This window comes from Actinotalea ferrariae (genome assembly GCF_019733465.1).
GTDB lineage: Bacteria > Actinomycetota > Actinomycetes > Actinomycetales > Cellulomonadaceae > Actinotalea > Actinotalea ferrariae_A.
Window position 1 is genome coordinate 1 of sequence record NZ_JACVQL010000111.1, and the last position, 25,254, is coordinate 25,254.

The window sequence follows — 25,254 nt, forward strand, 5'->3', positions numbered from 1 at the left end:
GAGCGCCGGCGTGCCGCACGCGATGCGCGGCACGAGGCGGCCTACCGCCGCTGGCGCGCCTTCTCGCGCTGAGCGGCCCGGGGCGCCACGCCGCGCGGGCGGGCCGCACGTCGTGTCCGGGACCGCTCGTGCCGCGGACTAGCATGAGGCCACTCGACACGGAGGGGCGTCATCGTGGGCAACTTGCGAGGCTGGGAGTGGGTCATCCTCCTGGCGATCGTCCTGCTGCTGTTCGGGGCGCGTCGGCTGCCCGACCTCGCCCGCAGCGTCGGACGTTCGATGAAGATCTTCCGGTCCGAGGTCAAGGACATGAAGCAGGACGAGTCGCCGTCGGCGACGGGCGCGACGGGCCCGTCGAGCGCGCCGATGACGCCGCCCCCGCCCGGCGCGCTGCGCACCCCACCGGTGGAGCGCGCCACGACCGACGACGACGGTGAGCGTCCGCGGCCCTGAGGCGGCGCGCCGGCGGCGCGGCCCGCGTCGCAGCACGGACGGCCGGATGCCGCTCCGCGAGCACATCCGCGAGCTGCGGACGCGCGCGCTGCTGGCGACCGTCGGCCTGCTCGTCGGCGCCGTCGCCGGCTGGATCTTCTACCTGCCCCTGGTCGAGGTGCTCCAGGAGCCCGTCCTGGCGCTCGCCGAGAGCCGGGACGAGCTGCTCCGGCTGAACTTCGGCGGGGTCGCGACGCCGCTCGACCTCCAGATCAAGGTCTCCCTCTTCGCGGGCGCGATCCTGTCGAGCCCGTGGTGGATGTACCAGCTCTGGGCGTTCATCACGCCGGGGCTCACGCGGCGCGAACGCTGGACCACGATCGGCTTCCTCGCGGCGGGCGTCCCGCTCTTCCTCGCCGGGGGAGCGGTCGCCTGGTGGCTGCTCCCCAAGGCCGTGGGCCTGCTGACCGGTCTGACGCCTCCGGGGAGCGCCAACCTCATCGACGCGCAGGGTTACCTCGAGTTCATCATGCGCATGGTCCTCGCGTTCGGCCTCGCCTTCCTCCTCCCCGTGATCATGGTCGGCCTCAACCTGGCCGGCCTCGTGGCGGCCCGCACCTGGGCGTCCGGCTGGCGCTGGGCCGTCCTCGGCTGCTTCCTGTTCGCGGCGGTCGCGACACCGACCGCGGACGCGGTCTCGATGTTCACGCTCGCGGTGCCGATGTGCCTGCTCTACGCGGCCGCCGTGGGGCTGTGCGCCCTGCACGACCGGCGGGTGGCTCGGCGCACCGGCGCGTTCGACGCCGGGCTCGACGACGCCGGCGGCACCCTCGCGTGAGCGGACTGCGCCTCGGCGTCGTCGTCAACCCGACGGCGGGCAGCGGCCGCGGCTCGGCCGAGGGGCACGCCGTGGTCGCGGCCCTCGCGCGCCGCGGGCACGCCGTGCGCGACCTCACGGGTGCGGACCTGGCGTCGGCGACGCAGCACGCGCGCCAGGCCGTCGTCGACGGGCTCGACGCGCTCGTCGTCGTCGGCGGTGACGGCATGGTCAACCTCGGCGCGAACGTGGTCGCCGAGACCGACCTGCCGCTCGGCATCGTGGCCGCGGGCAGCGGCAACGACATCGCGCGCACGCTCGGCCTCCCGCGGCACGACGTCGACGCCGCGGTCGCGCGCATCGAGGCGGGCCTCGAGCGCGGCCCCCGGCGGATGGACGCGGCCGTCGCGGGTCCTCCCGGCTACGGCGTGCGGCAGTGGTACCTGGCCGTGCTGTCCGCCGGGTTCGACGCGGCCGTCAACGCGCGTGCCAACACGCTGCGGTGGCCCCGCGGCCCGCTGCGCTACGTCCGCGCGCTCGGGGACGAGCTGCGCACGTTCCGGCCGTACGGGTACCGCCTGACGCTCGACGAGGAGACGTGGGAGTCGACCGGCACGCTCGTCGCCGTCGCCAACGGCCCGTCGTTCGGCGGCGGCATGCGCATCGCCCCCGACGCGGACCCGCACGACGGCCTGCTCGACGTCGTCGTCGCCGGACCGCTGACGCGCGCCGGGCTCCTCGCCGTCTTCCCGAAGGTCTACTCGGGCGGGCACGTCACGCATCCCGCGGTGCAGGTGCTCCGCACGTCCCGCGTCCTCATCGAACCCAGCGGGCTCGGGCCGCACCCGCCCGTCGCGTTCGTCGACGGCGAGCGGCTCGGCCCCGCGCCGCTGCTCGTCGAGTCGCGACCCGGAGCCGTGCGCGTCCTCGCCTGACCCGGGCTGTGTCGGCGGGTGAGGCCGCAGGTCCGTGCCTAGGGTGGAGCCATGTCCTCCCCGGCCGAGCGGTACGCGGCGTCCCGCCGCCGGGCCGCCTTCGCACGCAGCGAGCTCGCGACCTTCACCGAGGGCTACCCCTTCGGGCTCGACCCGTTCCAGGTCGAGGCGTGCACCGCGCTCGAGGGTGGGCGCGGCGTGCTCGTCGCCGCACCGACGGGCGCAGGCAAGACCGTGGTCGGCGAGTTCGCGGTCCACCTCGCGCTCAGCCAGGGCCGCAAGGCGTTCTACACGACGCCGATCAAGGCGCTGAGCAACCAGAAGTACGGCGACCTGGCCCGCCGCCACGGCGCCGAGAACGTCGGCCTCCTGACAGGGGACACGACCGTCAACGGCGACGCGCCCGTCGTGGTCATGACGACCGAGGTGCTGCGCAACATGCTCTACGCGGGCTCGCGCGCCCTCGACGGGCTGGGCTACGTCGTGATGGACGAGGTGCACTACCTGGCGGACCGGTTCCGTGGACCGGTCTGGGAGGAGGTGATCATCCACCTGCCCGACGACGTGCAGCTGGTGTCCCTCTCCGCGACCGTCTCCAACGCCGAGGAGTTCGGGGACTGGCTGACCATGGTGCGCGGGGACACCGCGGTCGTGGTGAGCGAGACGCGTCCGGTGCCGCTGTGGCAGCACGTGCTGGCGTCCGACGCGCTGTTCGACCTCTACGCGGGTCACGTCGACCCCACGGCGCCGGGCGTCGACCCGCCGATCAACCCCGACCTCGCGGTCGCGCTGCGGCGGGGCGACCGCGCGGAGGGCTGGCGCGGACCGGGGGACCGGGGCTACCGCGGTGGGGGCCGGGCCCGCGCGCAGACCCGCGGGGCGGCCCGGCTCGGTGCGCACCGGCCGCCGCCGCGCTTCGCCGTGGTCGACCTGCTCGACTCGGGCGGTCTGCTGCCTGCGATCTTCTTCATCTTCTCGCGCGCCGGCTGCGACGCGGCGGTCCAGCAGTGCCTGCGGGCGGGTCTGCGGCTCACGACCGCCGAGCAGGAGGCGCAGATCCGGGCTGTCGTCGAGGAGCGGTGCTCGGCGATCCCGCCGCAGGACCTGGCCGTGCTCGGCTACTGGGAGTGGAGCCAGGCGCTCGAGCGGGGCATCGCCGCTCATCACGCCGGCCTGCTGCCGCTGTTCAAGGAGACGGTCGAGGAGCTCTTCTCGCGCGGCCTCGTCAAGGTCGTGTTCGCGACCGAGACGCTCGCGCTCGGGATCAACATGCCCGCGCGCTCGGTGGTGCTCGAGAAGCTGACCAAGTGGGACGGCTCGGCCCACGTCGACATCACGCCGGGGGAGTACACCCAGCTCACCGGTCGAGCCGGCCGGCGCGGCATCGACGTCGAGGGTCACGCCGTGGTGGTCGACCACGGCGGGCTCGACCCGGTCGCGCTGGCGGGCCTGGCCTCGCGTCGCACGTACCCGCTGCGCTCGAGCTTCCGGCCGACGTACAACATGGCCGTCAACCTCGTCGCGCAGGTGGGCCGCGACCGCGCGCGCGAGGTTCTCGAGACGAGCTTCGCCCAGTTCCAGGCCGACCGGGCCGTCGTCGGGCTCGCGCGGCAGGCGCAGGCCCACGCCGAGGCGCTCGAGGGCTACGCGGCCGCGATGCGCTGCCACCTCGGCGACTTCGCGGAGTACGCGGACCTGCGACGCAAGGTGACCGACCGCGAGCAGGACCTCTCGCGCGAGGCGGCGCGCTCCCGGCGCTCGGAGGCGCTGGCGAGCCTGCGGGACCTGCGCATCGGCGACGTCGTGGAGATCCCCGTCGGGCGGCGCGCCGGCTACGCCGTCGTGCTCGACCCGGGCCGCGACGTCGGCCTCGACGGGCCGCGGCCGACCGTCCTCACGGGGGAGCGGCAGGTCCGCACCCTGTCGGCGGGCGAGCTGTCGGGCGGCATCCGGACGATCACGCGCGTGCGGATCCCGAAGTCGTTCGCACCGCGCAACCCGGGCTCGCGGCGCGACCTCGTCTCCGCCATGAACAGCGCCCTGGCCGAGCCGGACCGGTCGGGGCGGGGCTCCGACGGTGCTGGACGCGGCGCCACGCGGCACGACCGGCAGGCGGGCCGCTCGGGGCGGTCGGCCGCTGCCGACGACACGACGCTCGCCGAGCTGCGCCGGCGCATGCGCAACCACCCGTGCCACGGGTGCTCCGAGCGTGAGGACCATGCGCGCTGGGCCGAGCGCTACCACCGGCTGCGCAAGGAGCACGACGCCCTCGTGCGCCGCATCGACGGGCGCACGAGCTCGATCGCGCGCGTGTTCGACCGCATCTGCGACGTGCTGACGGAGACCGGCTACCTCGAGCTCGTGACGGACGAGGACCGCACCGACGCCGAGGCCGAGGCCGGCCCGGTGCGCGGGCCGGCGCGCACGCGCGTCACGGCGTCGGGTCAGTGGCTCAGGCGCCTGTACGCCGAGAGCGACCTGCTCGTGGCCGAGTGCCTCCGGACGGGGATCTGGGACGGCCTGGACGCGCCGGGCCTCGCCGCCGCGGTGTCGACGGTGGTGTTCGAGGCGCGCCGCGAGGAGCGCGAGGCCGCGCCGCCCGTGCCAGGAGGGCCGCAGGGCCGCCTCGCACGTGCGCTCGACGAGACCGTGCGCGCGTGGTCGCGGCTCGAGGACCTCGAGCTCGCGCACGGCCTCAGTGCGACCCGCCCGCTGGACCTCGGTCTGGTGGAGCCGATCCACCGGTGGACGAGCGGGCGCGGGCTCGCGTCCGTGCTGCAGGGGACGGACCTCGCCGCGGGCGACTTCGTCCGCTGGTGCAAGCAGGTGATCGACCTGCTGGACCAGATCGGGCAGGCGGCACCGACGCCGGCCACGCGCGCGGCGGCGCGACGCGCGGTGGACCAGGTGCGACGGGGCGTGGTGGCCTACAGCTCCGTCTGAGCGGCGCCCTGTGCTGCGCGCGTGCCCCGTCGCGGTCGCGGGTGGTCGGTCGTGCGTCCGCGCCGGGTCCGGGGCTGTCCGACGCCTGCGATACGTTCGGCCCGTGGCCAGCACCCTCTACCGCAACGGCGTCGTCCACTCGTCCTCCGACCCGTTCGCCGAGGCCCTGGTCGTCGCCGACGGCCAGGTCGCGTGGCTCGGCAGCGAGGGCACCGTGCACACGGTCCTCGACGGCGTCGACGAGGTCGTCGACCTCGACGGTGCGCTCGTGACGCCCGCGTTCGTCGACGCGCACGCTCACGTGCTCCAGACGGGCGTCGCCCTCGACGCGGTCGACCTCTCCTCCGCGGCGGGCGTCACGAGCCTCGCCACCGCGCTCGACGCCGTCGCGCAGGCGGCCACCAGGGCACGCGGGCTCGGCGCCACCGCCCCGCTCGTGGGCCACGGCTGGGACGAGAGCGCGTGGCCGGAGCAGCGACCGCCCACGCGCGAGGAGCTGGACCGCGCGACCGGGGGAGCGCCCGTCCACCTGCAGCGCACCGACGTGCACTCGGCCGTCGTGTCGTCGTCGTTCGCGCGCGTCGCGGGCTGCGAGGACCTGCCGGGCTGGCGCGACGACGGGCTGCTCACCGGTGCGGCCCACCACCGGGCGCTCGAGGTCGTCGCCGCCGTCGCACGCGAGCACCGCGACCGGCACGAGGCCGCGGCGCTGCGCGCCGCCGCCGCCGCCGGCATCGCCTCGCTGCACGAGCAGAGCACCGCCGAGCTCGACGACCTCGCCGGGCTCGCGGCGCTGCTGGACCGGACGCGCGACGCGGCGAGCGGCCTGCCCCTCGTGGTCGGCTACCGGGCGGAGCTGTGCACCACGGAGGACGAGGCCAGGGAGCTCCTCGCGGCCGTCCCGGGACTCACCGGGATCGGTGGGGACCTGTGCGTCGACGGCTCCCTCGGGTCGCGGACGGCCGCCCTGCGGGCGCCCTACGCCGACCTGTCGGCCGGCGCCGCGGACGCCCGCGGGACGCTGCGCCTCACGGCCGAGGACGTCGCGGCCCACGTCGTGGCGGTCACGCGCGCGAGGAGCCAGGCGGCGTTCCACGTCATCGGCGACCGCGCGATGGACGAGGTCGTCGCCGGGCTCCGCGCGGCCGCCGACCAGGAGGGTGTCGCCGCGGTGGGCGCCGGCCGGCACCGGCTGGAGCACGCCGAGATGGTCGACGCCCCCGCGCTCGCCGCCATGGTCCTGCTCGGGCTGGTGGCGAGCGTGCAGCCCGCGTTCGACGCCCGGTGGGGCGGGGCGGACGGGATGTACGCGCGCCGGCTGGGCGCCGGCCGCGCGGAGGCGATGAACCCGCTCGCGGACCTCGCCGCCGCCGGCGTGCCGCTCGCGTTCGGCTCCGACGCGCCCGTCACACCGTTCGACCCGTGGGGTGCCGTGCTCGCAGCGATCTCCCACCACGACCCGGGCCAGCGCATCTCGGCGCGTGCGGCCTTCCGCGCCCACACGCGGGGTGGCTGGCGGGCGGCGGGGCTGGACCACACGGGTGCGGGGGAGATCCGGCTCGGGGCACCGGCGTCGCTCGCGGTGTGGCGCGCCGCGAGCCTCGCGGTGCAGGCGCCCGACGGCAGGCTCGCGGCCTGGAGCACCGACCCACGGGCCGGGACGCCGCTCCTGCCCGAGCTCGGCGAGGGCATCGCACGGCCGGTCTGCCTGCGCACGCTGCGCGACGGCGTCGTGCTCCACGACGTGCTGGGCTGAGGCCTGTGAGTCGCGCCACGGCAGTGTCCCGGGCCGGTCGGGGCCGGGCGGCCTCGGCCCGGCGACCGACGACGCGACACGCGGGCGACACGCCGCAGATCGCGGGATCACCCGTTCGGATCCGGGTCCCGGTGACCTGCGGAGATGGCCCTGACCTGCGCCGACACACGCTTGACTCGACCGGCTGACCGAGTAGGTTTCGGGTGTTCCTCCCCGCGGTCGTCGCGGTCCGAGCCGCCCTCGAGGTGGCACGGGTCGCCCCCGGCGAGGGCACCGGCTTGGCCCGCATGTTCAGTAGACAACGGACGACGACGCGCCCCCCAGGTCGCCGTCGTCCGGTCCGAAGGACATGCGGGCCAGTCGGTCGGTGCCCCGCAGCGTGCGTCCCCCACGCGCCCCGCCTCCGTCATCACGACGGCAGGCGCGCGCCCGGGCCGGGAGGCCGGTGCACCCCACGCGCGCGACTACCCTGGGACCGTGCCCTTCACCCCACCCGGACGGCTGTGGAGCCTCGTCCTCGCCGTCGGCGCGGGCCTGCTCGCCGACGCCGGCTTCCCCGGTCTCGGGTGGTGGCCGCTCACGTTCGTCGGGATCGCCCTGCTGTTCCTCGCGATGGGACGCGACAGCGCCCGGTGGAACGCGCTCGTCGGACTGGTCTTCGGGCTGACGTTCTTCCTCCCGCACCTCACCTGGGTCCAGGGCTCCGTCGGGCTCGTGCCGTGGGTGGCGCTCTCCACGGTCGAGGCGGCGTCGGTCGCGGCGGTCGGTGCCGCCTGGGCGTGGGCGCGCCGCGGGGCGGTCATCTGGTCCGCCGCGCGCTACCAGGTGCCGGTGTTCGCGCTCCTGTGGGTCGCCGCCGAGGAGCTACGTCAGGTCGCGCCGTTCGGTGGGTTCCCGTGGGGACGCCTGGCGTTCTCGCAGGCGGACTCGCCGCTGGGGCGCTGGGCGTGGGCCGGCGGGGCGCCGCTCGTGTCGCTCCTCGTGGTGGTGGTCGGCGTCGTGCTGGCCCTCGGGCTGATCTCCCTGCGACGCATCGACGTCGGGGCTGCGAGCGGGCACGTGCTCCTCGCCGCGGCCGTGCTCGGGGCCGGCTGGCTCCTGCCGCTCGACACCGCCGCGCAGGAGGGGCACCTCGAGATCGGCGCCGTCCAGGGCAACGTGCCGGACCGGGGCCTCGACGCCTTCCAGCAGCAGCGCGAGGTCCTCGAGAACCACGTGACCGGGACGCACGCGCTCCTCGACCGGGTGTCTCCTGGCGAGCTGGACGTCGTCGTCTGGCCCGAGAACGGCTCCGACATCGACCCGCGCGTCGACCCCGCGGCGGGGACGGCCGTCCTCGAGGCGGCGCGCGCGCTCGACGCACCCATCCTCGTCGGGACGCAGGAGTTCCCGGAGACCGGCGGGCGCTACAACGTGTCCCAGCTGTGGGACCCCGAGCTCGGCCCCGTGGACTCGTACGCCAAGCAGCACCCGGCCCCCTTCGCCGAGTACGTGCCGATGCGCGACCTCGCCCGCCGGTTCTCCGACGCCGTCGACCGTGTCTCCACGGACATGCTGCCCGGCCAGGAGGTCGGGCTGATCGAGCTGGAGTCGGCGCGTCTCGGGCGGACGGTCGGCCTCGGTGACGTGATCTGCTTCGAGGTGGCCTACGACGACCTCGTGCGCGACGCGGTGCTGGCCGGGGGAGAGGTGCTCCTCGTCCAGACCAACAACGCGACGTTCGGGCGCACCGACGAGTCGACGCAGCAGCTCGCCATGAGCAGGCTGCGCGCGATCGAGCACGGTCGCGCGACGATCCAGATCTCGACCGTCGGGGTGAGCGGGGTCATCACCCCGAGCGGCGTCCTGACCCAGGAGACCGGCCTGTTCACGGCCGAGCAGATGGTCGCCTCGCTGCCGCTCCGGAGCGAGCTCACGCCGGCCACCCGCTTCGGTGACGCGGTCGCCTGGGTCCTGCGGGTGCTCGGGCCGCTCACCGTGCTGGCCGGCATCGCCGGGGCCCGGCGCACCCCCCGCGCCGAGCGCCCGACGACGCGGCGCGCGCTGGAGCACGCGGCGTGACGGGAGGTGCTGCGGGCGCCGCCGTCCGGGTCGTGGTGGTGGTGCCGACGTACGACGAGGCGCTCACGCTCCCCGGCACCCTCCGGCGACTGCGCGACGCGGTGCCGGACGCCGACGTCCTGGTGGTCGACGACGGCAGCCCCGACGGCACGGGCGAGCTCGCCGAGCAGGCCGCCGCCGCCGACGCCGCCGTGCACGTGCTGCACCGGCCCGGGAAGGCCGGTCTCGGCTCGGCCTACGTGGCCGGGTTCCGCTGGGCCCTCGCGCGCGGCTACGACGTCGTCGTCGAGATGGACGCCGACGGCTCGCACCAGCCGGAGGAGCTCCCGTCGCTGCTCGCGGCTCTGCGGGTGCCGGACGGTGACGGACCTGACCTCGTGCTCGGGTCGCGCTGGGTGCCGGGCGGGACGGTCGTCAACTGGCCGCGTCGCCGCGAGGTGCTCTCCCGCGGAGCGAACCTCTACACGCGGTGGGCCACCGGCCTGCCGCTGGGCGACGCGACGGCGGGCTTCCGGGCGTACCGCGCCAGCACGCTCGCGCGCGTCCCGCTGGCCGAGGTCGCGTCGCAGGGGTACTGCTTCCAGATCGACATGGGGCTGCGGGTGCACGACGCGGGCGGGCGGATCGCCGAGGTGCCCATCCGGTTCGTCGAACGCGAGCTCGGCCGGTCGAAGATGACGGGGGAGATCGTGCGCGAGGCCCTCGTCCGGGTCACGGCGTGGGGGATCGAGCGGCGCGCACTCGGCGTACGGCGGTTCCTCGCCGCGCGGACCGGAGGCGCATCGCGCAGGGACGACGAAGGCCGCCACCCGGTGGGGTGACGGCCTCGGTCGACGATCGGACGCGCGCGCTCAGGCGGAGCGGCGCAGCTTGCCCGCGCGGAGCAGCTCGAGCCGCTCCGCGAGCAGCTCCTCGAGCTCACCCACGGTGCGGCGCTCGAGCAGCATGTCCCAGTGCGTACGGGGTGCCTTCCCGGCCTTCGGCTCAGGCTTGCTCGCGTCGCGCAGGAGAGCCTCCTCGCCGCAGCGGCACTCCCAGACCACCGGGACGTCTGCCTCGGCGGAGAACGGGAGGATGATCGTGTGCCCGTTCGGGCAGTCGTAGAACGCCTGGAACCGAGGGGCGAACTCCACGCCCTCGTCGGACTCCATGCTGTGAGCGCCGATGCGCATGCCGCGCAGTGATCGGTCAGCCATCGCGTGACCTCCTTGGCCGCTGGGCGGGCGGGGAGGGTCGCTCCCGCCCGGTCGAACTCGTCGTCTGTCGTCCCCTGGCTCAACGTGCCCGGGCGGGCCGATGTTCCGGTGGGGCGTGAAGGTCCGGTGAACGTGCTGGCATGGGCAACCCCTCGCCGCCACCGCGCCGCGCGGTGCTCGTCGAACGACCGTCCGGCCCTCGTCGAGAGCCTCGCGACGCCATGCCAGGTGGCTCCCGACCACCGTCCCCCGGGAGGCCCACCCCTGCAACTCGACAGGGTCGCCGACGTCAGGCGTCGCGTCGTCCGGGCTGGGCGAGGACGACGCCGTCGGTGAACATGACGCCGTCCGCGAAGCGCGCCTCGACCCTGCCCCCGCCGAACTGCTCGGCGTGCAGCCGCGCGTACAGCCCGCCCTGCTCGAGCAGCTCCTCGTGCGTGCCGCGCTCCGCGATGCGGCCGGCGTCGACCACCACGATTACGTCGGCGTGCCGGATGGTCGAGAGCCGGTGGGCGATCGCGATGGTCGTCCGCCCGGCCATGACCTCGGTGAGCGCCTGCTGGACCAGGCGCTCCGAGGCGGTGTCCAGCGCCGACGTCGCCTCGTCGAGGATGAGGATGCGCGGGTCCTTGAGCAGCACGCGTGCGATCGCGAGGCGCTGCTTCTCGCCGCCGGACAGCCGGTAGCCGCGCTCGCCGACCGTGGTGGCGTACCCGTCGGGGAAGGCCATGATGCGGTCGTGGATGTTGGCCGCCCGCGCCGCGTCGGCGAGCTCGGCGTCGGAGGCGTCGGGGCGCGCGTAGCGCAGGTTGTCCGCGATGCTCGCGTGGAACAGGTACGGGTCCTGCGTCACCATCCCCACCGCGTCCGCCACGGTCGCGAGCGTGAGGTCCCGCACGTCGTGCCCGTCGATGAGCACGGCCCCCGCGTCGACCTCGTACAGCCGCGGCACGAGGTAGCTGAGCGTGGTCTTGCCGGCCCCCGACGGGCCGACGAACGCGGCCAGCTGCCCGGCCTCGATCCGCAGCGACACCCCGCGGACGGCCCAGCTGCGGCTACGGGGCAGACCCGGGTGCCCGGGCGGCCCCTCGCCGGACGCGGCGGCGCCGGCCGCGTCCTCAGAGGCCTCCGAGCCTTCCGGAGCGCCGTCGTCGTCGGCCTGCGACGCGGGCGTCGCGTCGCCGTCGGAGGATGACGGGACCGGCCCCGGACGGCCGCCGCCCCCGGTCACCGGACCGCCGCCCAGCGCCGCGAGGCCGAGCATCGCCCCCCGTCCGCCGCCCATGCCCATGCCGCCGCCCCGCCCGCGCTCGGCCGGTGAGGGTGCCGGCGCGACGAGCCTCGGGGGAGGGGGGTAGGAGAACCAGACGTCCGCCATCTCGACGTCGCCGCGGATCTGCGTGACGTCGAGCGACCGCGCACCCGGTGCGTCGCGGATCGCCGGGACCAGGTCGAGGTACTCGAAGATGCGGCGGAACAGCGCGAGCGAGGTCTGCACGTCGAGCGCCACGCGCATGAGGGAGACCATCGGCATGAGCAGCCGCGCCTGGAGGGTCGAGAAGGCGACGAGCGTGCCGGCGGAGATCGCGGTGCCGCCCTCGAGCATGAAGCCGGCAGCGAGGTAGACGAGGGCCGGCGTGATCGCCATGAACGCGGTGACGACGCCGAAGAATCCCTGGCCCGCCATCGCCTGACGGACCTGGAGGTCGACCTGGCGCTCGTTCTCGTCGCGGTACCGCGCGATCTCGGCGTCGGCCCGGTTGAACACCTTCGAGAGGAGCACGCCGGAGACGCTCAGCGCCTCCTCCGTGATCGCCGTCATGTCGGACAACGACTCCTGCGTCTTGCGCGCGAGCACCTGCCGGCGGGCGCCCACGCGGCGCTGCAGCACCAGGAAGATCGGCATCAGCGCGACCGAGATCACGGTGAGCTGCCACGAGAGCAGGAGCATCGCGACGAGCGAGGCGATCACCGTGACGGAGTTCGACAGGATGCTCGCCGCCGTCGTCGTCAGGACCGACCGGACACCACCCACGTCGTTGGCGAGCCGCGACTGGATGGAGCCCGTCTTGGTCGCCGTGAAGAACGCGAGCTCCATGCGTTCGAGGTGCTCGAACAGCCGCCCCCGCAGGTCCGCCATCGCACGGTTGCCGACCGACGTCGTGAGGTACGTCTGGCCGACGCCGATCGCAGCGCTGAGCAGCGGGACGGCGACCATCGCCGCCACGAGGACGCCCAGGAGGCGCAGGTCGACGCCGCTGCCGTCCACCGGGAACAGGGCGCGGTCGAAGACCGCCTGCGTCAGGAAGGGCGTGATGATGCCGAGGCCGGCCCCCACGACGATCGTCACCGCGACCAGCACGAGCTGCGCGCGGTACGGGGAGAGCAGCCCTCCGATCCGCCGCAGCAGCGGCCCGGTCGCGGCGGTCACGGCCATCAGCGCGTCGTCCTCGCCTGCTCGCCGCAGAGCTCCTCGAGCGCCTCGACCACCAGCGCGTGGTCCTCGGCCTGGGGGAGCCCGGACACCGTGACCGTGCCCACGATCCCGACGTCCCGCACGGTGAGCGGGAACGAGCCGCCGTGTGCGGCGTACTCCTGGACCGGGAGGCCGGTCTGCTCCTCGAAGGTGCGCCCGGCACGCCGGGCCTTGAGCCCGAGCAGGAAGGACGGCGCCCCGAAGCGGTCGACCACGCGGGTCTTGCGCTCGACCCACGTGTCGTTGTCCGGCGTCGTGCCCGGCCGTGACGCGTGGAACAGCTGGTGACCGTGACGGCGGATGTCCACGGTGATGGGCAGGTCACGTTCGCGCCCGAGCTCGACCAGGCGGCACCCGAGCGCCCAGGCGTCGTCGTTGTCGAAGCGCACGAGCTGGAGGCGCTCCTGCTGCTCGGTCACCTCCGCGACGAGGCGGTCGAGGTCGGCGTCCTGCTGGTCTGCTCCGGGCATCTGTCCTCCAGTCGGTGGGGCTCCAGCCTGCCGCACTCCACCGACATGCACGCGTCACGGCTCGGGCGAGCGTGCGTCGTAGTCGAGGAACCGGCGCTGCGTGAGCGCGAGGCACGTGACGACGACGACGCACGCCGTGCCTCCGGCGACGGCGGCGAGCCACTCCGTGGTCAGCTCCGCGGTCCATCCGAGCAGGAGGTCGCCGAGCCGGGGCCCGCCCGCGACCACCACGACGAAGATCCCCTGGAGGCGCCCGCGCAGCACGTCGGGCGTGGCGGCCTGGAGGATCGTCTGCCGGAAGACCGAGCTGATCGTGTCCGCCGCCCCGGCGAGCACCATGCAGCCGGCCGCGAGCCAGACGAGCGCCCCGGCGTGCGCCTCGCCGGCCGGAGCCGACGCGACGACCACCCCGAAGGCGACCACGGCCAGGCCCCAGCCGACGACCGAGACCACGACGGCACGCCCCTGCCGGTGGACCGCACCCAGGGGTCCGGAGAGCAGCCCGGAGAGGATCGCGCCGACGGCGATCGCCGCGACCAGCACGCCGACGGTCCCGGCGCCGCCGCCGAGCCGCGTGGCGGCGATCGCGGGGAACAGCACGCGCGGCATCGCGAGGACCATCGCGGACAGGTCGACGAGGAACGTCATCCGCACGTTCGGCCGGGTCCGCAGGAACCGCAGCCCCTCGAGCACAGAGCCGAGCCCTGCGCGCCGCACCTCGCCCTCGGGCGGCATCGGCGGCAGTGCGGCCAGCGAGACGAGAGCGACCACGAGCAGCACGGCCTCGACGGCGTAGGCGCCCACGTAGCCGCCCGCGGCCACCAGGGCCCCGGCGGCGAGCGGCCCGACGGTGGCGCTGACCCCGAACGAGAGGCTCGCGAGCGCGTTGGCGGCCGGGAGCAGCTGCGGGGTGAGCAGGCGGGGGATGACGGCGGTCCGAGCGGGGGAGCTCACCGCGAACAGACCGTTCTGCACCGCGACGAGCGCGTAGAGCACCCGGACGTCGGAGAGCTCGGCGGCGGCTTGGCCGACGAAGCACAGCGCGACGACGACGAGCCCGACGGCCGTGACCAGCACGACGCGGCGGCGGTCGTACGCGTCCACGAGCGCGCCGCCGTAGAGGCCGAGGAGCAGGAGCGGCACGAGGGCGAACAGCCCGACGAGGCCGACGCTGAGCGAGGACCCCGTGAGGTCGTACACCTGCAGACCGACGGCCACCGTCGTCAGGTGCGTGCCGACGGCCGAGAGCGACGTCCCGGCCCACATCCACCGGTAGGCACGGCTGGCACGCAGGGGAGCGAGGTCGACGAGCAGGCGAGGCACCGGGACATCCTGCTCGGTCGGGCGCCGGGGCGGCGTGGTGGTCCGGACGGTGTGCGCCGGACCACCACGCGGGCCCCAGGGATCATGGCCCGGGAGTCACGGAGCGCGACCCGCGGACCAGGCGGCGGGGGAGAGGGTCAGGAGATGATGATGATCGGTCCGCCGCCCTCGCCCGGGCCGTCGCCCGGGGCCTCGCCCGGGACCTCGGAGCCGTCACCGACGCAGGTGATGACGTGGCTGAGGTCCTTGCCGGTCGAGTGCGCGTACGCGACGCCCGCCTCGGGCGCGACGACGACGTCCTGGGCGGACGCGCCGCTGCCCGCCTTGAGCACGAGGACCGTGGGCGTGCCGTCGACGGTGAACGTCTTGTGGCCGTCACGCAGCTCGACCTTCGAGCACGTGCCGAAGCCCGCGGCCTCCCAGTAGGCGACCTTGTTGGGGGCCGGGTCGTTCTTCGGGGCCGGCTTGGCCGCGAGGGCCGGCGTGCCGGCCGCGAGGACGAGGAGGCCGCTGAGGGCGGCGACGGTGAGGGTCTTCTTCATGGTTCCTCCGACGGAGATCGGGGCCGCGCTCGTGCGTGACCTTCGGGTTGCGCTCCGCCAGCCCCCTCGGCAGTCGGATCACCCACCTGTCGGCCGGTCCGGCGCCCGTCTGAGCGTTCGGCGCCTACTCGCCGGTCGACCCGTCCACCTGCTCGCGCAGCAGGTCGGCGTGACCGTTGTGCCGGGCGTACTCCTCGATCATGTGGGTGAGGATCCAGCGGAGGCTCGGCGCCCGGCCGTCGCGCAGCGGTCGATCGGCGAGCCGGTCGAGGCCGCCGTCGGCGAGCGCCTCGGCGACCGCCGCGCGGGACCGACCGACGGCGTCCGCCCAGAGCATGCGCAGCTCTGCGGGGGAGTCCTGGGCAGCCGAGTGCCAGTCCCAGTCCTCGTCGGCGTCCCAGTCGACCGTGTCCCACGGCGCTGCCCGGTCGCGTCCGTGCAGGCGGAACGAGAACCAGCTGTCCTCGACGTACGCGAGGTGCTTGAGCATCCCGCCGAGCGTCATGGTGGACGGCCCGAGGGTGGTGCTCAGCCCGGCCGCGTCGAGGGCGGCGCACTTCCACGCGAGCGTCGCGCGGTGGAAGTCGAGGAACCCCAGCAGCGTCGCGGTCTCGTCGCCCGCGAGCGGCGGTTCCGGCCGTCCCTGCTCGTCGATGTCGGTCATGGCTCAGAGCGTGCCATCCCGAGCGACTGTCGGGCATCGATCGGGCCTGCCGCGGCGGCTGCCCCCTGTGGCACGATCGAGGACGTGGCCGGCACGCCCTTGGACGACCAGCGCCTGCGCGACCTCGCGCGCCTGCGCCGCGTCAAGGACCGGATGGATCGCGAGTACGCCCAGCCGCTCGACGTCGAGGCGCTGGCTCGCGGCGTCCACATGTCCGCAGGCCACCTCTCACGCGAGTTCCGCCGCGCGTACGGGGAGTCGCCGTACGCCTACCTGATGACGCGGCGGATCGAGCGCGCGATGGCGCTGCTGCGGATCGGTGACCTGAGCGTCACCGAGGTCTGCTTCGCCGTCGGCTGCTCGTCGCTGGGGACCTTCAGCACACGCTTCACCGAGCTCGTCGGCGTGCCGCCGAGCGTGTACCGGCGGGAGGCGGCGCGCGCGACGGCGGGCATGCCGTCGTGCGTGGCCAAGCAGGTCACCCGACCGGTCAGGAATCGAGAAGCACCGGCGGTGGAGACGTCCCTAGCGTGACGGGCATGGACATCACGGTTCACCACACCTTCCTCCCGCACCACGACCCGGAGACCTCGCTGGCCTTCTACCGCGACACCCTGGGCTTCGAGGTCCGCAACGACGTCGGCTACGGCGGCATGCGCTGGATCACCGTCGGCCCGCCAGGTCAGCCGGACACGTCGATCGTGCTGCACCCGCCGTTCGCCGACCCCGGCATCACCGAGGACGAGCGCCGCACGATCACCGAGATGATGGCGAAGGGCACCTACGCCGGCGTGGTGCTCGCGACCCGGGACCTGGACGACGTGTTCGCGCGCCTCGTGGCCGCCGACGCCGAGGTGGTCCAGGAGCCGACCGACCAGCCCTACGGCATCCGCGACTGCGCCTTCCGCGACCCCGCGGGCAGCATGGTGCGCATCCAGCAGCTGGCCTGAGGCGCGCTCAGGGGCTCGTGAGCACCACGAGCCTCTGGGTCGCGCGGGTCATGGCCACGTAGCGGTCGACGGCGCCGGCAGTACCCGAGCCGAGGTCGTCGGGGTCGACGAGCACGACCAGGTCGAACTCGAGGCCCTTCGCCAACGCCGGCGTGAGCGACCGGACGCGCGACGACGCCTCGAACGTCGGGTCGCCGATGACGCACGCCGTCCCCTCGGCGTGGTCGGCGAGCCATGCGTCGACCGTCGCGGCGAGGTCGGCCCTCGACCCGTGGACGACCGGGACGCCGGTGCTGCGGACCGACGTGGGGACGTTGGCGTCCGGCAGCGCTGCGCGGATGACCGGTTCCGCCTCGCTCATGACCTCGACGGGGGTGCGGTAGTTGATCGCGAGCGACGCGATCGTCACCTCCGCGAGCCCCACCCGACGGAGCCGCTCCTCCCAGGACTCGGTGAACCCGCGTCGGGCCTGGGCGCGGTCGCCGACGACCGTCATGCTCCGCGAGGGGCAGCGCCGCAGCAGCATCTGCCACTCGGCGTCGGTCAGCTCCTGCGCCTCGTCGACCACGATGTGCGCGAACGGCCCGGCGAGCGCGTCGGGACCCCCGTCGGGCGTGCCCGTGGTGTCGACCAGCGCCGTCTGGAGGTCCTGGCCGCGCAGCATCGACATCACACGCATCTCCGTGTCGTCCGACGCGATGAGGTCGCGCACGACGTCGTCCATCCGCTCACGCTCGGCAGCGGCGGCCGCCTCCTGCCGGCGCCTGCGCCGCGAGGCCTCCGGGTCGCCGAGGCGCTGCCGTGCCGCGTCGAGGAGCGGCAGGTCCGCGGTCGTCCAGGACTGGGCGTCGGCTCGGCGCAGGGCGCGGACCTCCTCGGGCGCCAGCCACGGGGCGCAGAGGCGGAGGTAGGCGGGCACCGACCAGAGGTCGCCGACCAGCTCGCCCGGGTCGAGCACCGGCCACGCACGGCCGAACGCCCGGGCCAGGTCGCGGTTGCGGGCCAGCGACCTGCGGACGAGGTCCGCGGGGGAGTCCTCCTCCTCGTGCTTGTCGACCAGCACGTCGAGCAGCGACTCCCAGATGACGTCGCGCGCCTCGTTGTGGGGCGTGCCGGGGTCCGGCGCCGCGAACGCCTCGGCCCAGTCCTCGGCACCGACCCAGACGTCGGACCACTCGGTCTCGACCAGCAGCCCCTCGGTCGGCGCCTTCTCGTAGAACCGCACGGCGGGCTCGATCGCGGCCACCATCGCCGCCGATGACTTCAGCCGCGCGACGACGACGTCGTCCTCGGTACGGGCGGTGCTGCCCTCGGGGACGAGGTCACGCAGCGTGCACGTCTGCACGCCCTCCTCGCCGAGGCGGGGCAGCACGTCGGCGACGTGGTCCAGGTAGGGCCGGTGCGGGCCGACGACGAGCACGCCGCCCCTGCGGTGCCCGAGCCGAGGGTCGGAGTAAAGCAGGTAGGCCGCCCGGTGCAGCGCGACCACGGTCTTCCCGGTGCCCGGGCCGCCGTCGACGACGAGCGCACCTCGCGAGCCGGCGCGGATGATGGCGTCCTGGTCGGCCTGGATCGTCCCGAGCACGTCCCGCATGCGCCGGGACCTGGTCGCGCCGAGGCTCGCGATGAACGCGGACTCGTCGTCGAGCGCGAGCCGACCGTCGAGTCCCTCGAGGCCGTCCGGGGAGAAGGCCTCGTCCCAGTAGTCGCTGATCCTGCCTCGGGTCCACCGATACCTCCGCCGGCTCCGCAGACCCATGGGATCGGCATGCGTCGCGCCGAAGAACGGTTCGGCGGCGGGGGAGCGCCAGTCGAGGAGCAGCCGGCGACCGGCGCGGTCGGTGAGGCCGAGGCGCCCGACGTAGAGCGCCTCCTCATCGCCGTCCCCGCCGGCCGTGATCATCCTGCCGAGGCACAGGTCGAGGCCGAACCGGCGAAGCGTCCGCAGGCGAGCGGTCAGCCGGCGGACCTCCTGGTCGCGGTCGAGCGCCGCCTGCCCGCTCCGCCCGGGAGCCCTGCGAGCCGCGTCGAGGCGCTCCGAGAGCGCGTCGATCGTGTGATCGAGGGTCTCGGCGATGGCGGCGAAGTGGCGCTCGTCCGCGGCGACGAGCCGGGGCGCCGCCTTGGCGGCGAGGTGCTCGGGCAGGTTGAAGGGGCTGGTTGTCAGCGTGGTCACGTCATCAGCTCCGGGATCCGGCGCGCCGGGGGCGGCGCTTCGAGGTCACGGAGTCTGCGCCACGACGGGGGCCTTGCGGCAAGCCCGCGGGTGCTCTATAGGTTGAGGACGAGGGGCAGGACCGGCGCCGGCAGCCGGCCGCCATCCGTAGGCTGCTTCCTGTGACTCGCCTCGTCTGGGACATGGACGGGACGCTGCTCGACTCCACGCACGTGGTCCCGGAGGCCTTCGTCGCGACGGTGCGTGAGCTCGGCGTCGACGACGTCGATCACGAGAGAGTCGTCGCGGCGTACTCGTTGGGAGTGCCGGAGGTGATGCTCGAGCACCTGGTCGGGAGGCCGCTGAGCGATGCTGAGGTCGGCCTCTACTACGACCGCCTCCTCGGCAGCAGCGTCACGGCCTACGCGGGCGTGCTGGAGACTCTTCGCGCACTCCGGGCGCGTGGGTTGCCGATCGTCATCTTCACCGGTGCCAGCACTCGTGCCGCACGGACGCTGCTGGCGTCAGCGGGCATCACGTACGACGTCCTGGTGGGTGGCGACCAGGTCGCGCGTCCCAAGCCTGCGCCGGACGGTCTCCTCGAGGCGGCACGTCGTCTGGCCGTCGACCCGGCCGATCTCGTCTACATCGGTGATGCGCCCACCGACCTCCGAGCAGCCAGATCCGCCGGGGCTCGCGGTGCTGCTGCCACGTGGGGGCATCTGTACCGAGCGGACGAACCTGCCGACGTGCACCTGCTGGAGCCCGCGGACGCCCTGGACCTCTTGGCCGCCCGGGGTCCCCACCCGGACGATCGCCGATAAGGGACATTATGTCATTACGACGGTGGAGAGCGGCTGCCTCAGCGCTCCCCGGCTCCCGCTGAGCCGCTCGGGGTGAAGCGCCAGCGCGTCGGACGCGTCGCGAACTCGGCCTCGCGTTCGATCACCGCGAGCACGCGCTGCGGACGCACCTCGACGACGAGGTTCGCGAGCACGAACGCCGTGTCCAGGTCTGCCGACTCGGGCCGGTACTTGTCGACGTAGCGCTGCGCCCACAGCTCCCGGCGCTCGTCGTCCTGCACGACCTCCGCGCGGCCCTGGAGCGTCACGCACTCGACCGTGTCCTCGATCGCCACCGCGACGCGCGGGTTCTGCGCCAGGTTCCTCGCCTTGTGCGCCGTCGGGCCGCACGAGAAGGCGAACAGGTGTTCGACGTCGTCCCAGACGCCCCACACGGGCAGCGCGTGCGGCTGGCCTGCCGCCGACGCCGTCACGACCCAGTAGCTCCGGCTCCCGCCCAGCCTGGCGGCGGCCCACGACCACGGCAACGGCCGCCAGGTCTCGGCGCGCACGCCGTAGTCGGGCATCCTGGGCATCTCGGCGATCGGTTCCTCACGCATGCCGGCACCGTACGACCAGGCTCCGACACGGCCCTTCCCGACGAGGCTCGGTCGCGCCTGGTCGACGCACTGCCCCGCTGCTCCCGGACGCCCACGCCGGGCCCCCGAGCATTCAGAGCTCCAGCGTCATGAACGTGCTGGCCCGGCTCGGGACATAGGTGTCGAACGGCCCGCACGCGGTGAACCCCGCCGACGCGTACAGGGCGCGTGCAGCGGCGAAACCGGGCTGCGTGCCCGTCTCGAGGCTGATCCGCCGCGCTCCGCGGGCGCGCGCCTCGTCGAGCAGGTGGGTGAGCAGCGCCCTCGCCACTCCCCTGCCGCGCGCCTCGGCGGCTGTGTGCATCGACTTCAGCTCGAGGTGCTCGGGGCTGAGCGTCTTGAGCGCGCCGACGCCGACCACCGTGCCCTGGCTACGGACCGCGTAGAAGGTGATGGCCGGGTCGGTCAGCGCCTGGACGTCGAGCGCGTGCACGTCCTCAGGGTCGCTCTGCTCGAGCATCAGGGCGAGGTGACGCTTCAACAGGCTCGTGATCGCCGGCTCCCGAGGGTCGTCGACCGTGATCGTCAGCTCGGTCACGCTGCGCCGCCGAGTTCCAGCGCCCACCGCTCCTCGGTCCGCGACGGGTCCCTCGGGAGCGGCATCGTGTCGCCGGTCGGCGCGAACCCCGCCGCGCGGAACGTGGCCGCCGCGGCGTCGTTCCCGCGCATCTGCCAGAGCGTCAGGCGCGCGGCGCCGTCGGCCGCCGCCCATGCCGCAGCCGCCCCGAGCAGCGCACGGCCGGTGCCCCGCCGGCGTGCCTCGGGCCGCACCCAGAACGACACGACGTGGCGCTCGGTCTCGTCGGCGCCCGGCTCCTGGATGACGCACACCAGGCCGACGTCGACGCCCTCGTCGCGCGCGACGAACCACGGGCTCGAGCGCAGGCGCATGCGCCAGTGCATCTCCTTGAACCCCTCCTCGCGCGCGAGGCTCGAGCCGAACGCGTCGGGGTCGGTGCGGAGGGCGTCGACGCGGATGCGCCCGAGGCGCTCCCACTCGTCCTCGGTCAGCTGGTCGACGATCATCCGGCCATGATGCCGGGCGGCACCCGGTGGACGTGCGCGCCGCTCCGCAGGACGGCGTGGGACCCTGGAGCCATGACGACGCCCGGGGACGACGAGCGCACGTGGGCCGGCAACCAGCCCCTCGACCAGCGGTGGTGGTGGTCCCCCGCGCTGATGATCGTCGTCGGCGTCGTCGTGATCGCGTTCCAGGTCTCCGCCTACACCGGTGACGGCGGCACCTGGCTCAACGCGGTCATGATCGCGGTGGGCGCGGCCGTCGTCGTGGCGGGGCTGTTCTCCCTGCGCAAGGCGCACCGGACCAAGGACGCGCCGCCGCAGGGCACCGCTCCCCCGCCGGAGAGCTGACGATCAGCCCGTCGGCGGGCCGACCAGCGGGGTCAGCTCCCTGACCCGCCCGTGCCCTCGGTGTGGCGCGGCGCCTGCCGCGCCACGTCCGCGATCTCCTCCTCGGGCCGCGGCGGCACGGACTCGTCCGCCTCGATGTGCGGCACCTCCACCTCCGGGCCGACGTGGCCGTGGGGGTCCGGAGCGATGGTCCCGTCCGTCATGTCCGTCTCCTAGCCGATCACGAGCACGAGGTCGCCGCCCTCGAGCTGCTGCACACCACCGATGGCCACCCGCTGGACCTTGCCCGCGACCGGGGTGGTGATCGAGGCCTCCATCTTCATGGCCTCGATCGTGGCCACGGACTGGCCGGCCTCGACCGTCTGCCCCTCCTGCACGAGCGGCGTGACCGCCCCGGCGAACGGCGCGGCGATCTGGCCGGGCGTGCCGGGATCGGCCTTCTCCGCGGCGGCCTGGTCGACCTCGACGCTCCGGTCGCGGACCTGCAGCGGGCGCAGCTGACCGTTGAGCGTGAACATCACCGTGCGCATGCCGCGCTCGTCCGGCTCGCCCACCGCCTCCATCCCGACGAGCAGCCGGACCCCGCGGTCGAGTTGCACCTCGACCTCGGTCGCGGGCTTCATCCCGTAGAGGTAGCGCGCCGTGTCGAGCACGCTCACGTCGCCGAACGCGGCGCGGAACTGCTCGAAGTCCTTGGTGGGCCCGGGGAACAGGAGGTGGTTCAGCCGGTTGCGTCGCGTCGCCGAGTCCGCCGCGAGGTCGCGGTGGTCCTCCTCGGTCAGCGGCGTCACGCCGCGGCGCGGGCTGCGCCCCTGGAGCGCCTTGGTCCGGAACGGCTCGGGCCACCCGCCGGGCGGGTCGCCGAGCTCCCCGCCGAGGAAGCCGACCACGGAGTCGGGGATGTCGAACTCCTCCGGCGCCTCGGCGAACCGGTCCGGGTCCGCCCCGCGCGCGACGAGGTGCAGGGCGAGGTCGCCGACGACCTTGCTGGACGGCGTGACCTTGACGAGCCGCCCGAGGAGGCGGTCCGCCGCGGCGTACATCGCCTCGATCTGCTCGAAGCGGTCCCCCAGGCCCAGCGCGATCGCCTGCTGGCGCAGGTTGGACAGCTGCCCGCCCGGGATCTCGTGGTCGTACACGCGCCCCGTCGGCCCGGCCAGCCCCGACTCGAACGGCGCGTAGATCTTGCGCACCGCCTCCCAGTAGGGCTCCATGTCGCAGACCGCACGCAGGCTCAGGCCCGTGTCGCGCTCGGTGTGCTCGAGCGCGGCGACCAGGGCCGAGAGCGGCGGCTGGCTCGTCGTGCCGGCCATCGCGGCGCTCGCCGCGTCGACCGCGTCCACGCCGGCGTCGACAGCCGCGAGCAGCGTCGCGAGCTGCCCGCCGGCCGTGTCGTGGGTGTGCAGGTGCACGGGCAGGTCGAACCGCTCACGCAGCGCGGTCACGAGCCGGTGCGCCGCCGCCGGACGGAGGAGTCCGGCCATGTCCTTGATCGCGAGCACGTGCGCGCCCGCCTCGACGATGCGGTCGGCGAGCTGCAGGTAGTAGTCGAGCGTGTAGAGGTCCTCGGCCGGGTCGAGCAGGTTGCCCGTGTAGCAGAGGGCGACCTCGGCGACCGACGTGCCGACCTCGCGCACCGCCTGGATCGCGGGGCGCATCTGCTCGACGTCGTTGAGCGCGTCGAAGATCCGGAAGATGTCGATGCCCGTCGCCGTCGCCTCGCGGACGAAGGCCTCGGTGACCTCGGTCGGGTACGGCGTGTACCCGACGGTGTTGCGGCCCCGGAGGAGCATCTGCAGCGCGACGTTCGGGAGCGCCTCGCGCAGGTAGGCCAGCCGGTCCCACGGGTCCTCGCCGAGGAAGCGCAGGGCGACGTCGTAGGTCGCCCCGCCCCAGGCCTCCACGCTGAGCAGGCCCGACGTCGCCCGGGCGACGTACGGCGCCGCCGTGACGAGGTCGAACGTGCGCACGCGCGTGGCGAGAAGCGACTGGTGGGCGTCGCGGAACGTCGTGTCCGTCACCGCGACGGCCGTCTGCTCGCGCAGCGCGCTCGCGAAGCCCTGCGGGCCGAGCTCGAGCAGGCGCTGCCGGCTCCCCGCGGGCGGGGCGACGCTCAGGTCGACGGCCGGGAGCTTGCGCTGCGGCTCGAGCACGTGCGCGGGGTTGCCGTGCGGCCGGTTGACCGTCACGTCGCCGAGGTAGGCGAGCATCTTGGTGCCGCGGTCGGCGCTCTCCTTGGCCGCGAGCAGCTCGGGACGCTCGTCGATGAACGACGTCGACAGGTCCCCCGCCACGAACTCGGGGTCGTCGAGAACGGCCTGGAGGAACGGGATGTTGGTCCGGATGCCGCGGATGCGGAACTCGGCCAGGGCACGGCGTGCCCGGCGGACCGCGGTCGGGTAGTCCCGCCCGCGGCACGTGAGCTTGACCAGCATCGAGTCGAAGTGGCCGCTGATCTCGGCGCCCGCCGAGGCGGTCGCGCCGTCGAGGCGCACGCCGGCACCGCCGGGCGAGCGGTAGGCGATGATGCGGCCCGTGTCCGGCCGGAAGCCGTTCGCCGGGTCCTCGGTCGTGATGCGCGTCTGCAGCGCCGCGCCGTTGACGCGCACGGTGTCCTGCGAGATGCCGAGGTCCGCGAGGCTCTCCCCCGCCGCGATCCGCAGCTGGGACTGCACGAGGTCGATGTCGGTGACCTCCTCGGTCACCGTGTGCTCGACCTGGATGCGCGGGTTCATCTCGATGAACACGTGCTGACCGGCGCGCTCCCCCACCGTGTCGACGAGGAACTCGACGGTGCCGGCGTTGACGTAGCCGATGCTGCGGGCGAACGCGACGGCGTCGCGGCACAGGGCCTCGCGCAGCTGCGGGTCGAGGTTGGGCGCCGGCGCGATCTCGATGACCTTCTGGTGGCGGCGCTGGACCGAGCAGTCGCGCTCGAACAGGTGCACGACCTCCCCCGTCGAGTCCGCCAGGATCTGCACCTCGATGTGGCGCGGGCGCAGCACCGCCTGCTCGAGGAAGACCGTCGGGTCGCCGAACGCGCTGTCGGCCTCGCGCATCGCGGCCGCGAGGGCGTCGGGCAGCTCCGCGCGCGTGTCGACGCGGCGCATGCCGCGCCCGCCACCACCCGCGACGGCCTTGACGAACACGGGGAAGCCGATCTCGTCCGCGGCCGCCAGCAGGGTGTCGACGTCGGACGAGGGGTCGGACGACGCGAGCGTCGGGATCCCGGCCGCCTTGGCCGCCCGCAGCGCGGTGACCTTGTTGCCCGCCATCTCGAGCACCTCGGCCGGCGGGCCGACGAAGGCGATCCCCGCCTCCGCGCACGCGCGGGCGAGCTCGGGGTTCTCCGACAGGAAGCCGTAGCCCGGGTAGACGGCGTCGGCGCCGGACTCGCGCGCGACGCGGATGATCTCGGCGACGTCGAGGTAGGCGCGCACCGGGTGACCCGGGCTGCCGATGGAGTACGCCTCGTCCGCCTTGAGCCGGTGCTCGGAGCTGCGGTCCTCGTAGGGGAACACCGCCACCGTGCGGGCGCCGAGCTCGAAGGCGGCACGGAAACCGCGCACGGCGATCTCAGCGCGGTTGGCGACGAGGACCTTGGAGAACACGACTCACCTCAGACATAGGCAGGGGGCAGCAGCACGTTAGCGGGATCAGGCACGAGGACGCCCGGCGTCCGGGAGTCGGACGCCGGGCGGGAGCCTTCGGCGGTACGCGGA

The 25,254-nt window shown here is 74.3% G+C and carries 23 protein-coding genes; 11 read left to right on the plus strand and 12 right to left on the minus strand.

Annotated features, from left to right (window positions below):
* The first annotated feature begins 174 nt into the window (after window positions 1-174).
* The 7 genes from tatA to ICW40_RS09650 all read left to right on the plus strand — a co-directional run bounded on the left by tatA (window position 175) and on the right by ICW40_RS09650 (window position 9,765).
* Window positions 175-453, plus strand: coding sequence for a Sec-independent protein translocase subunit TatA (tatA, locus tag ICW40_RS09620; RefSeq protein WP_221653605.1), 279 nt, complete (start codon window positions 175-177; stop codon window positions 451-453).
* Between the two features lie 46 nt (window positions 454-499).
* Window positions 500-1,270, plus strand: coding sequence for a twin-arginine translocase subunit TatC (tatC, locus tag ICW40_RS09625; protein WP_221653606.1), 771 nt, complete (start codon window positions 500-502; stop codon window positions 1,268-1,270).
* Window positions 1,267-2,184, plus strand: a complete 918-nt coding sequence (locus ICW40_RS09630; protein ID WP_308121724.1) for a diacylglycerol/lipid kinase family protein — start codon at window positions 1,267-1,269, stop codon at window positions 2,182-2,184. The genes tatC and ICW40_RS09630 overlap by 4 nt, the downstream gene beginning before the upstream one ends.
* Before the next feature lie 51 nt (window positions 2,185-2,235).
* Entirely contained in the window at window positions 2,236-5,127 is a 2,892-nt protein-coding gene (locus ICW40_RS09635) for a DEAD/DEAH box helicase (RefSeq protein WP_221653607.1), read from the plus strand.
* Window positions 5,128-5,230: 103 nt separating this feature from the next.
* Window positions 5,231-6,883 carry an amidohydrolase gene (locus ICW40_RS09640; protein WP_221653608.1) on the plus strand — a complete coding sequence of 551 codons (1,653 nt, stop codon included), beginning with the start codon at window positions 5,231-5,233 and terminating at the stop codon, window positions 6,881-6,883.
* Between the two features lie 477 nt (window positions 6,884-7,360).
* Entirely contained in the window at window positions 7,361-8,944 is a 1,584-nt protein-coding gene (gene lnt / locus ICW40_RS09645; protein WP_308121725.1) for an apolipoprotein N-acyltransferase, read from the plus strand.
* Entirely contained in the window at window positions 8,941-9,765 is an 825-nt protein-coding gene (locus ICW40_RS09650; protein WP_221653610.1) for a polyprenol monophosphomannose synthase, read from the plus strand. The genes lnt and ICW40_RS09650 overlap by 4 nt, the downstream gene beginning before the upstream one ends.
* A 30-nt stretch (window positions 9,766-9,795) precedes the next feature.
* Here the strand turns inward: ICW40_RS09650 and ICW40_RS09655 are convergent, their stop codons facing one another.
* The 6 genes from ICW40_RS09655 to ICW40_RS09680 all read right to left on the minus strand — a co-directional run bounded on the left by ICW40_RS09655 (window position 9,796) and on the right by ICW40_RS09680 (window position 15,615).
* Entirely contained in the window at window positions 9,796-10,140 is a 345-nt protein-coding gene (locus ICW40_RS09655) for an RNA polymerase-binding protein RbpA (RefSeq protein ID WP_199421472.1), read from the minus strand.
* Window positions 10,141-10,429: 289 nt separating this feature from the next.
* On the minus strand, window positions 10,430-12,577 hold the full coding sequence (locus ICW40_RS09660) for an ABC transporter ATP-binding protein (protein ID WP_221653611.1): 2,148 nt from the start codon (window positions 12,575-12,577) through the stop codon (window positions 10,430-10,432).
* Window positions 12,577-13,086: a heme-degrading domain-containing protein gene (locus ICW40_RS09665; RefSeq protein ID WP_221653612.1), complete on the minus strand. Its 510-nt coding sequence runs from the start codon at window positions 13,084-13,086 to the stop codon at window positions 12,577-12,579. Before ICW40_RS09665 ends, ICW40_RS09660 begins: the two co-directional genes overlap by 1 nt.
* 54 nt (window positions 13,087-13,140) lie before the next feature.
* Window positions 13,141-14,409, minus strand: a complete 1,269-nt coding sequence (locus ICW40_RS09670; RefSeq protein ID WP_221653613.1) for an MFS transporter — start codon at window positions 14,407-14,409, stop codon at window positions 13,141-13,143.
* A gap of 137 nt (window positions 14,410-14,546) precedes the next feature.
* Entirely contained in the window at window positions 14,547-14,951 is a 405-nt protein-coding gene (locus tag ICW40_RS09675; protein WP_221653614.1) for a hypothetical protein, read from the minus strand.
* Window positions 14,952-15,075: 124 nt separating this feature from the next.
* A complete protein-coding gene (locus tag ICW40_RS09680; RefSeq protein ID WP_221653615.1) occupies window positions 15,076-15,615 on the minus strand; it encodes a DinB family protein in 540 nt (179 codons plus the stop codon).
* An 84-nt stretch (window positions 15,616-15,699) separates the two neighbouring features.
* Here ICW40_RS09680 and ICW40_RS09685 point away from each other — a divergent pair, with 84 nt between their 5' ends.
* Window positions 15,700-16,149 (plus strand): helix-turn-helix transcriptional regulator, encoded by a 450-nt coding sequence (locus ICW40_RS09685; protein WP_221653616.1) that lies wholly within the window; start codon window positions 15,700-15,702, stop codon window positions 16,147-16,149.
* A 5-nt stretch (window positions 16,150-16,154) separates the two neighbouring features.
* Window positions 16,155-16,565: a VOC family protein gene (locus ICW40_RS09690; RefSeq protein WP_221653617.1), complete on the plus strand. Its 411-nt coding sequence runs from the start codon at window positions 16,155-16,157 to the stop codon at window positions 16,563-16,565.
* A gap of 7 nt (window positions 16,566-16,572) precedes the next feature.
* Here the strand turns inward: ICW40_RS09690 and helR are convergent, their stop codons facing one another.
* Window positions 16,573-18,741, minus strand: coding sequence for an RNA polymerase recycling motor ATPase HelR (gene helR / locus ICW40_RS09695; protein ID WP_221653618.1), 2,169 nt, complete (start codon window positions 18,739-18,741; stop codon window positions 16,573-16,575).
* A gap of 161 nt (window positions 18,742-18,902) precedes the next feature.
* On the opposite strand from helR, the gene ICW40_RS09700 reads away from it, so the two are divergent.
* On the plus strand, window positions 18,903-19,544 hold the full coding sequence (locus tag ICW40_RS09700) for an HAD family hydrolase (protein WP_221653619.1): 642 nt from the start codon (window positions 18,903-18,905) through the stop codon (window positions 19,542-19,544).
* A gap of 38 nt (window positions 19,545-19,582) precedes the next feature.
* On the opposite strand, the gene ICW40_RS09705 is transcribed toward ICW40_RS09700, so the two are convergent.
* The 3 genes from ICW40_RS09705 to ICW40_RS09715 all read right to left on the minus strand — a co-directional run bounded on the left by ICW40_RS09705 (window position 19,583) and on the right by ICW40_RS09715 (window position 21,187).
* The gene (locus ICW40_RS09705; RefSeq protein WP_221653620.1) at window positions 19,583-20,122 is read right to left on the minus strand and encodes a pyridoxamine 5'-phosphate oxidase family protein; all 540 of its coding nucleotides are present in this window, start codon (window positions 20,120-20,122) and stop codon (window positions 19,583-19,585) included.
* Window positions 20,123-20,234: 112 nt separating this feature from the next.
* Complete coding sequence (locus ICW40_RS09710) at window positions 20,235-20,699, minus strand: GNAT family N-acetyltransferase (RefSeq protein WP_308121726.1); 465 nt, start codon at window positions 20,697-20,699, stop codon at window positions 20,235-20,237.
* On the minus strand, window positions 20,696-21,187 hold the full coding sequence (locus ICW40_RS09715) for a GNAT family N-acetyltransferase (RefSeq protein ID WP_221653621.1): 492 nt from the start codon (window positions 21,185-21,187) through the stop codon (window positions 20,696-20,698). Before ICW40_RS09715 ends, ICW40_RS09710 begins: the two co-directional genes overlap by 4 nt.
* A 72-nt stretch (window positions 21,188-21,259) precedes the next feature.
* Here ICW40_RS09715 and ICW40_RS09720 point away from each other — a divergent pair, with 72 nt between their 5' ends.
* Complete coding sequence (locus ICW40_RS09720) at window positions 21,260-21,532, plus strand: hypothetical protein (protein ID WP_221653622.1); 273 nt, start codon at window positions 21,260-21,262, stop codon at window positions 21,530-21,532.
* Between the two features lie 32 nt (window positions 21,533-21,564).
* Here the strand turns inward: ICW40_RS09720 and ICW40_RS09725 are convergent, their stop codons facing one another.
* Window positions 21,565-21,735 (minus strand): hypothetical protein, encoded by a 171-nt coding sequence (locus tag ICW40_RS09725; RefSeq protein WP_221653623.1) that lies wholly within the window; start codon window positions 21,733-21,735, stop codon window positions 21,565-21,567.
* Window positions 21,736-21,744: 9 nt separating this feature from the next.
* On the minus strand, window positions 21,745-25,143 hold the full coding sequence (locus ICW40_RS09730) for a pyruvate carboxylase (protein WP_221653624.1): 3,399 nt from the start codon (window positions 25,141-25,143) through the stop codon (window positions 21,745-21,747).
* Window positions 25,144-25,254: the final 111 nt, after the last annotated feature.

Bases quoted from the DNA above. Each gene is read 5' to 3' on its own strand.
- ICW40_RS09655 (WP_199421472.1), bottom strand. From the start codon at position 10,140: ATGGCTGACCGATCACTGCGCGGCATGCGCATCGGCGCTCACAGCATG.
- ICW40_RS09635 (WP_221653607.1), top strand. From the start codon at position 2,236: ATGTCCTCCCCGGCCGAGCGGTACGCGGCGTCCCGCCGCCGGGCCGCC.
- ICW40_RS09715 (WP_221653621.1), bottom strand. From the start codon at position 21,187: ATGATCGTCGACCAGCTGACCGAGGACGAGTGGGAGCGCCTCGGGCGC.
- tatC (WP_221653606.1), top strand. From the start codon at position 500: ATGCCGCTCCGCGAGCACATCCGCGAGCTGCGGACGCGCGCGCTGCTG.
- ICW40_RS09690 (WP_221653617.1), top strand. From the start codon at position 16,155: ATGGACATCACGGTTCACCACACCTTCCTCCCGCACCACGACCCGGAG.
- ICW40_RS09725 (WP_221653623.1), bottom strand. From the start codon at position 21,735: ATGACGGACGGGACCATCGCTCCGGACCCCCACGGCCACGTCGGCCCG.
- ICW40_RS09675 (WP_221653614.1), bottom strand. From the start codon at position 14,951: ATGAAGAAGACCCTCACCGTCGCCGCCCTCAGCGGCCTCCTCGTCCTC.
- ICW40_RS09660 (WP_221653611.1), bottom strand. From the start codon at position 12,577: ATGGCCGTGACCGCCGCGACCGGGCCGCTGCTGCGGCGGATCGGAGGG.
- ICW40_RS09705 (WP_221653620.1), bottom strand. From the start codon at position 20,122: ATGCGTGAGGAACCGATCGCCGAGATGCCCAGGATGCCCGACTACGGC.
- ICW40_RS09680 (WP_221653615.1), bottom strand. From the start codon at position 15,615: ATGACCGACATCGACGAGCAGGGACGGCCGGAACCGCCGCTCGCGGGC.
- ICW40_RS09665 (WP_221653612.1), bottom strand. From the start codon at position 13,086: ATGCCCGGAGCAGACCAGCAGGACGCCGACCTCGACCGCCTCGTCGCG.
- ICW40_RS09720 (WP_221653622.1), top strand. From the start codon at position 21,260: ATGACGACGCCCGGGGACGACGAGCGCACGTGGGCCGGCAACCAGCCC.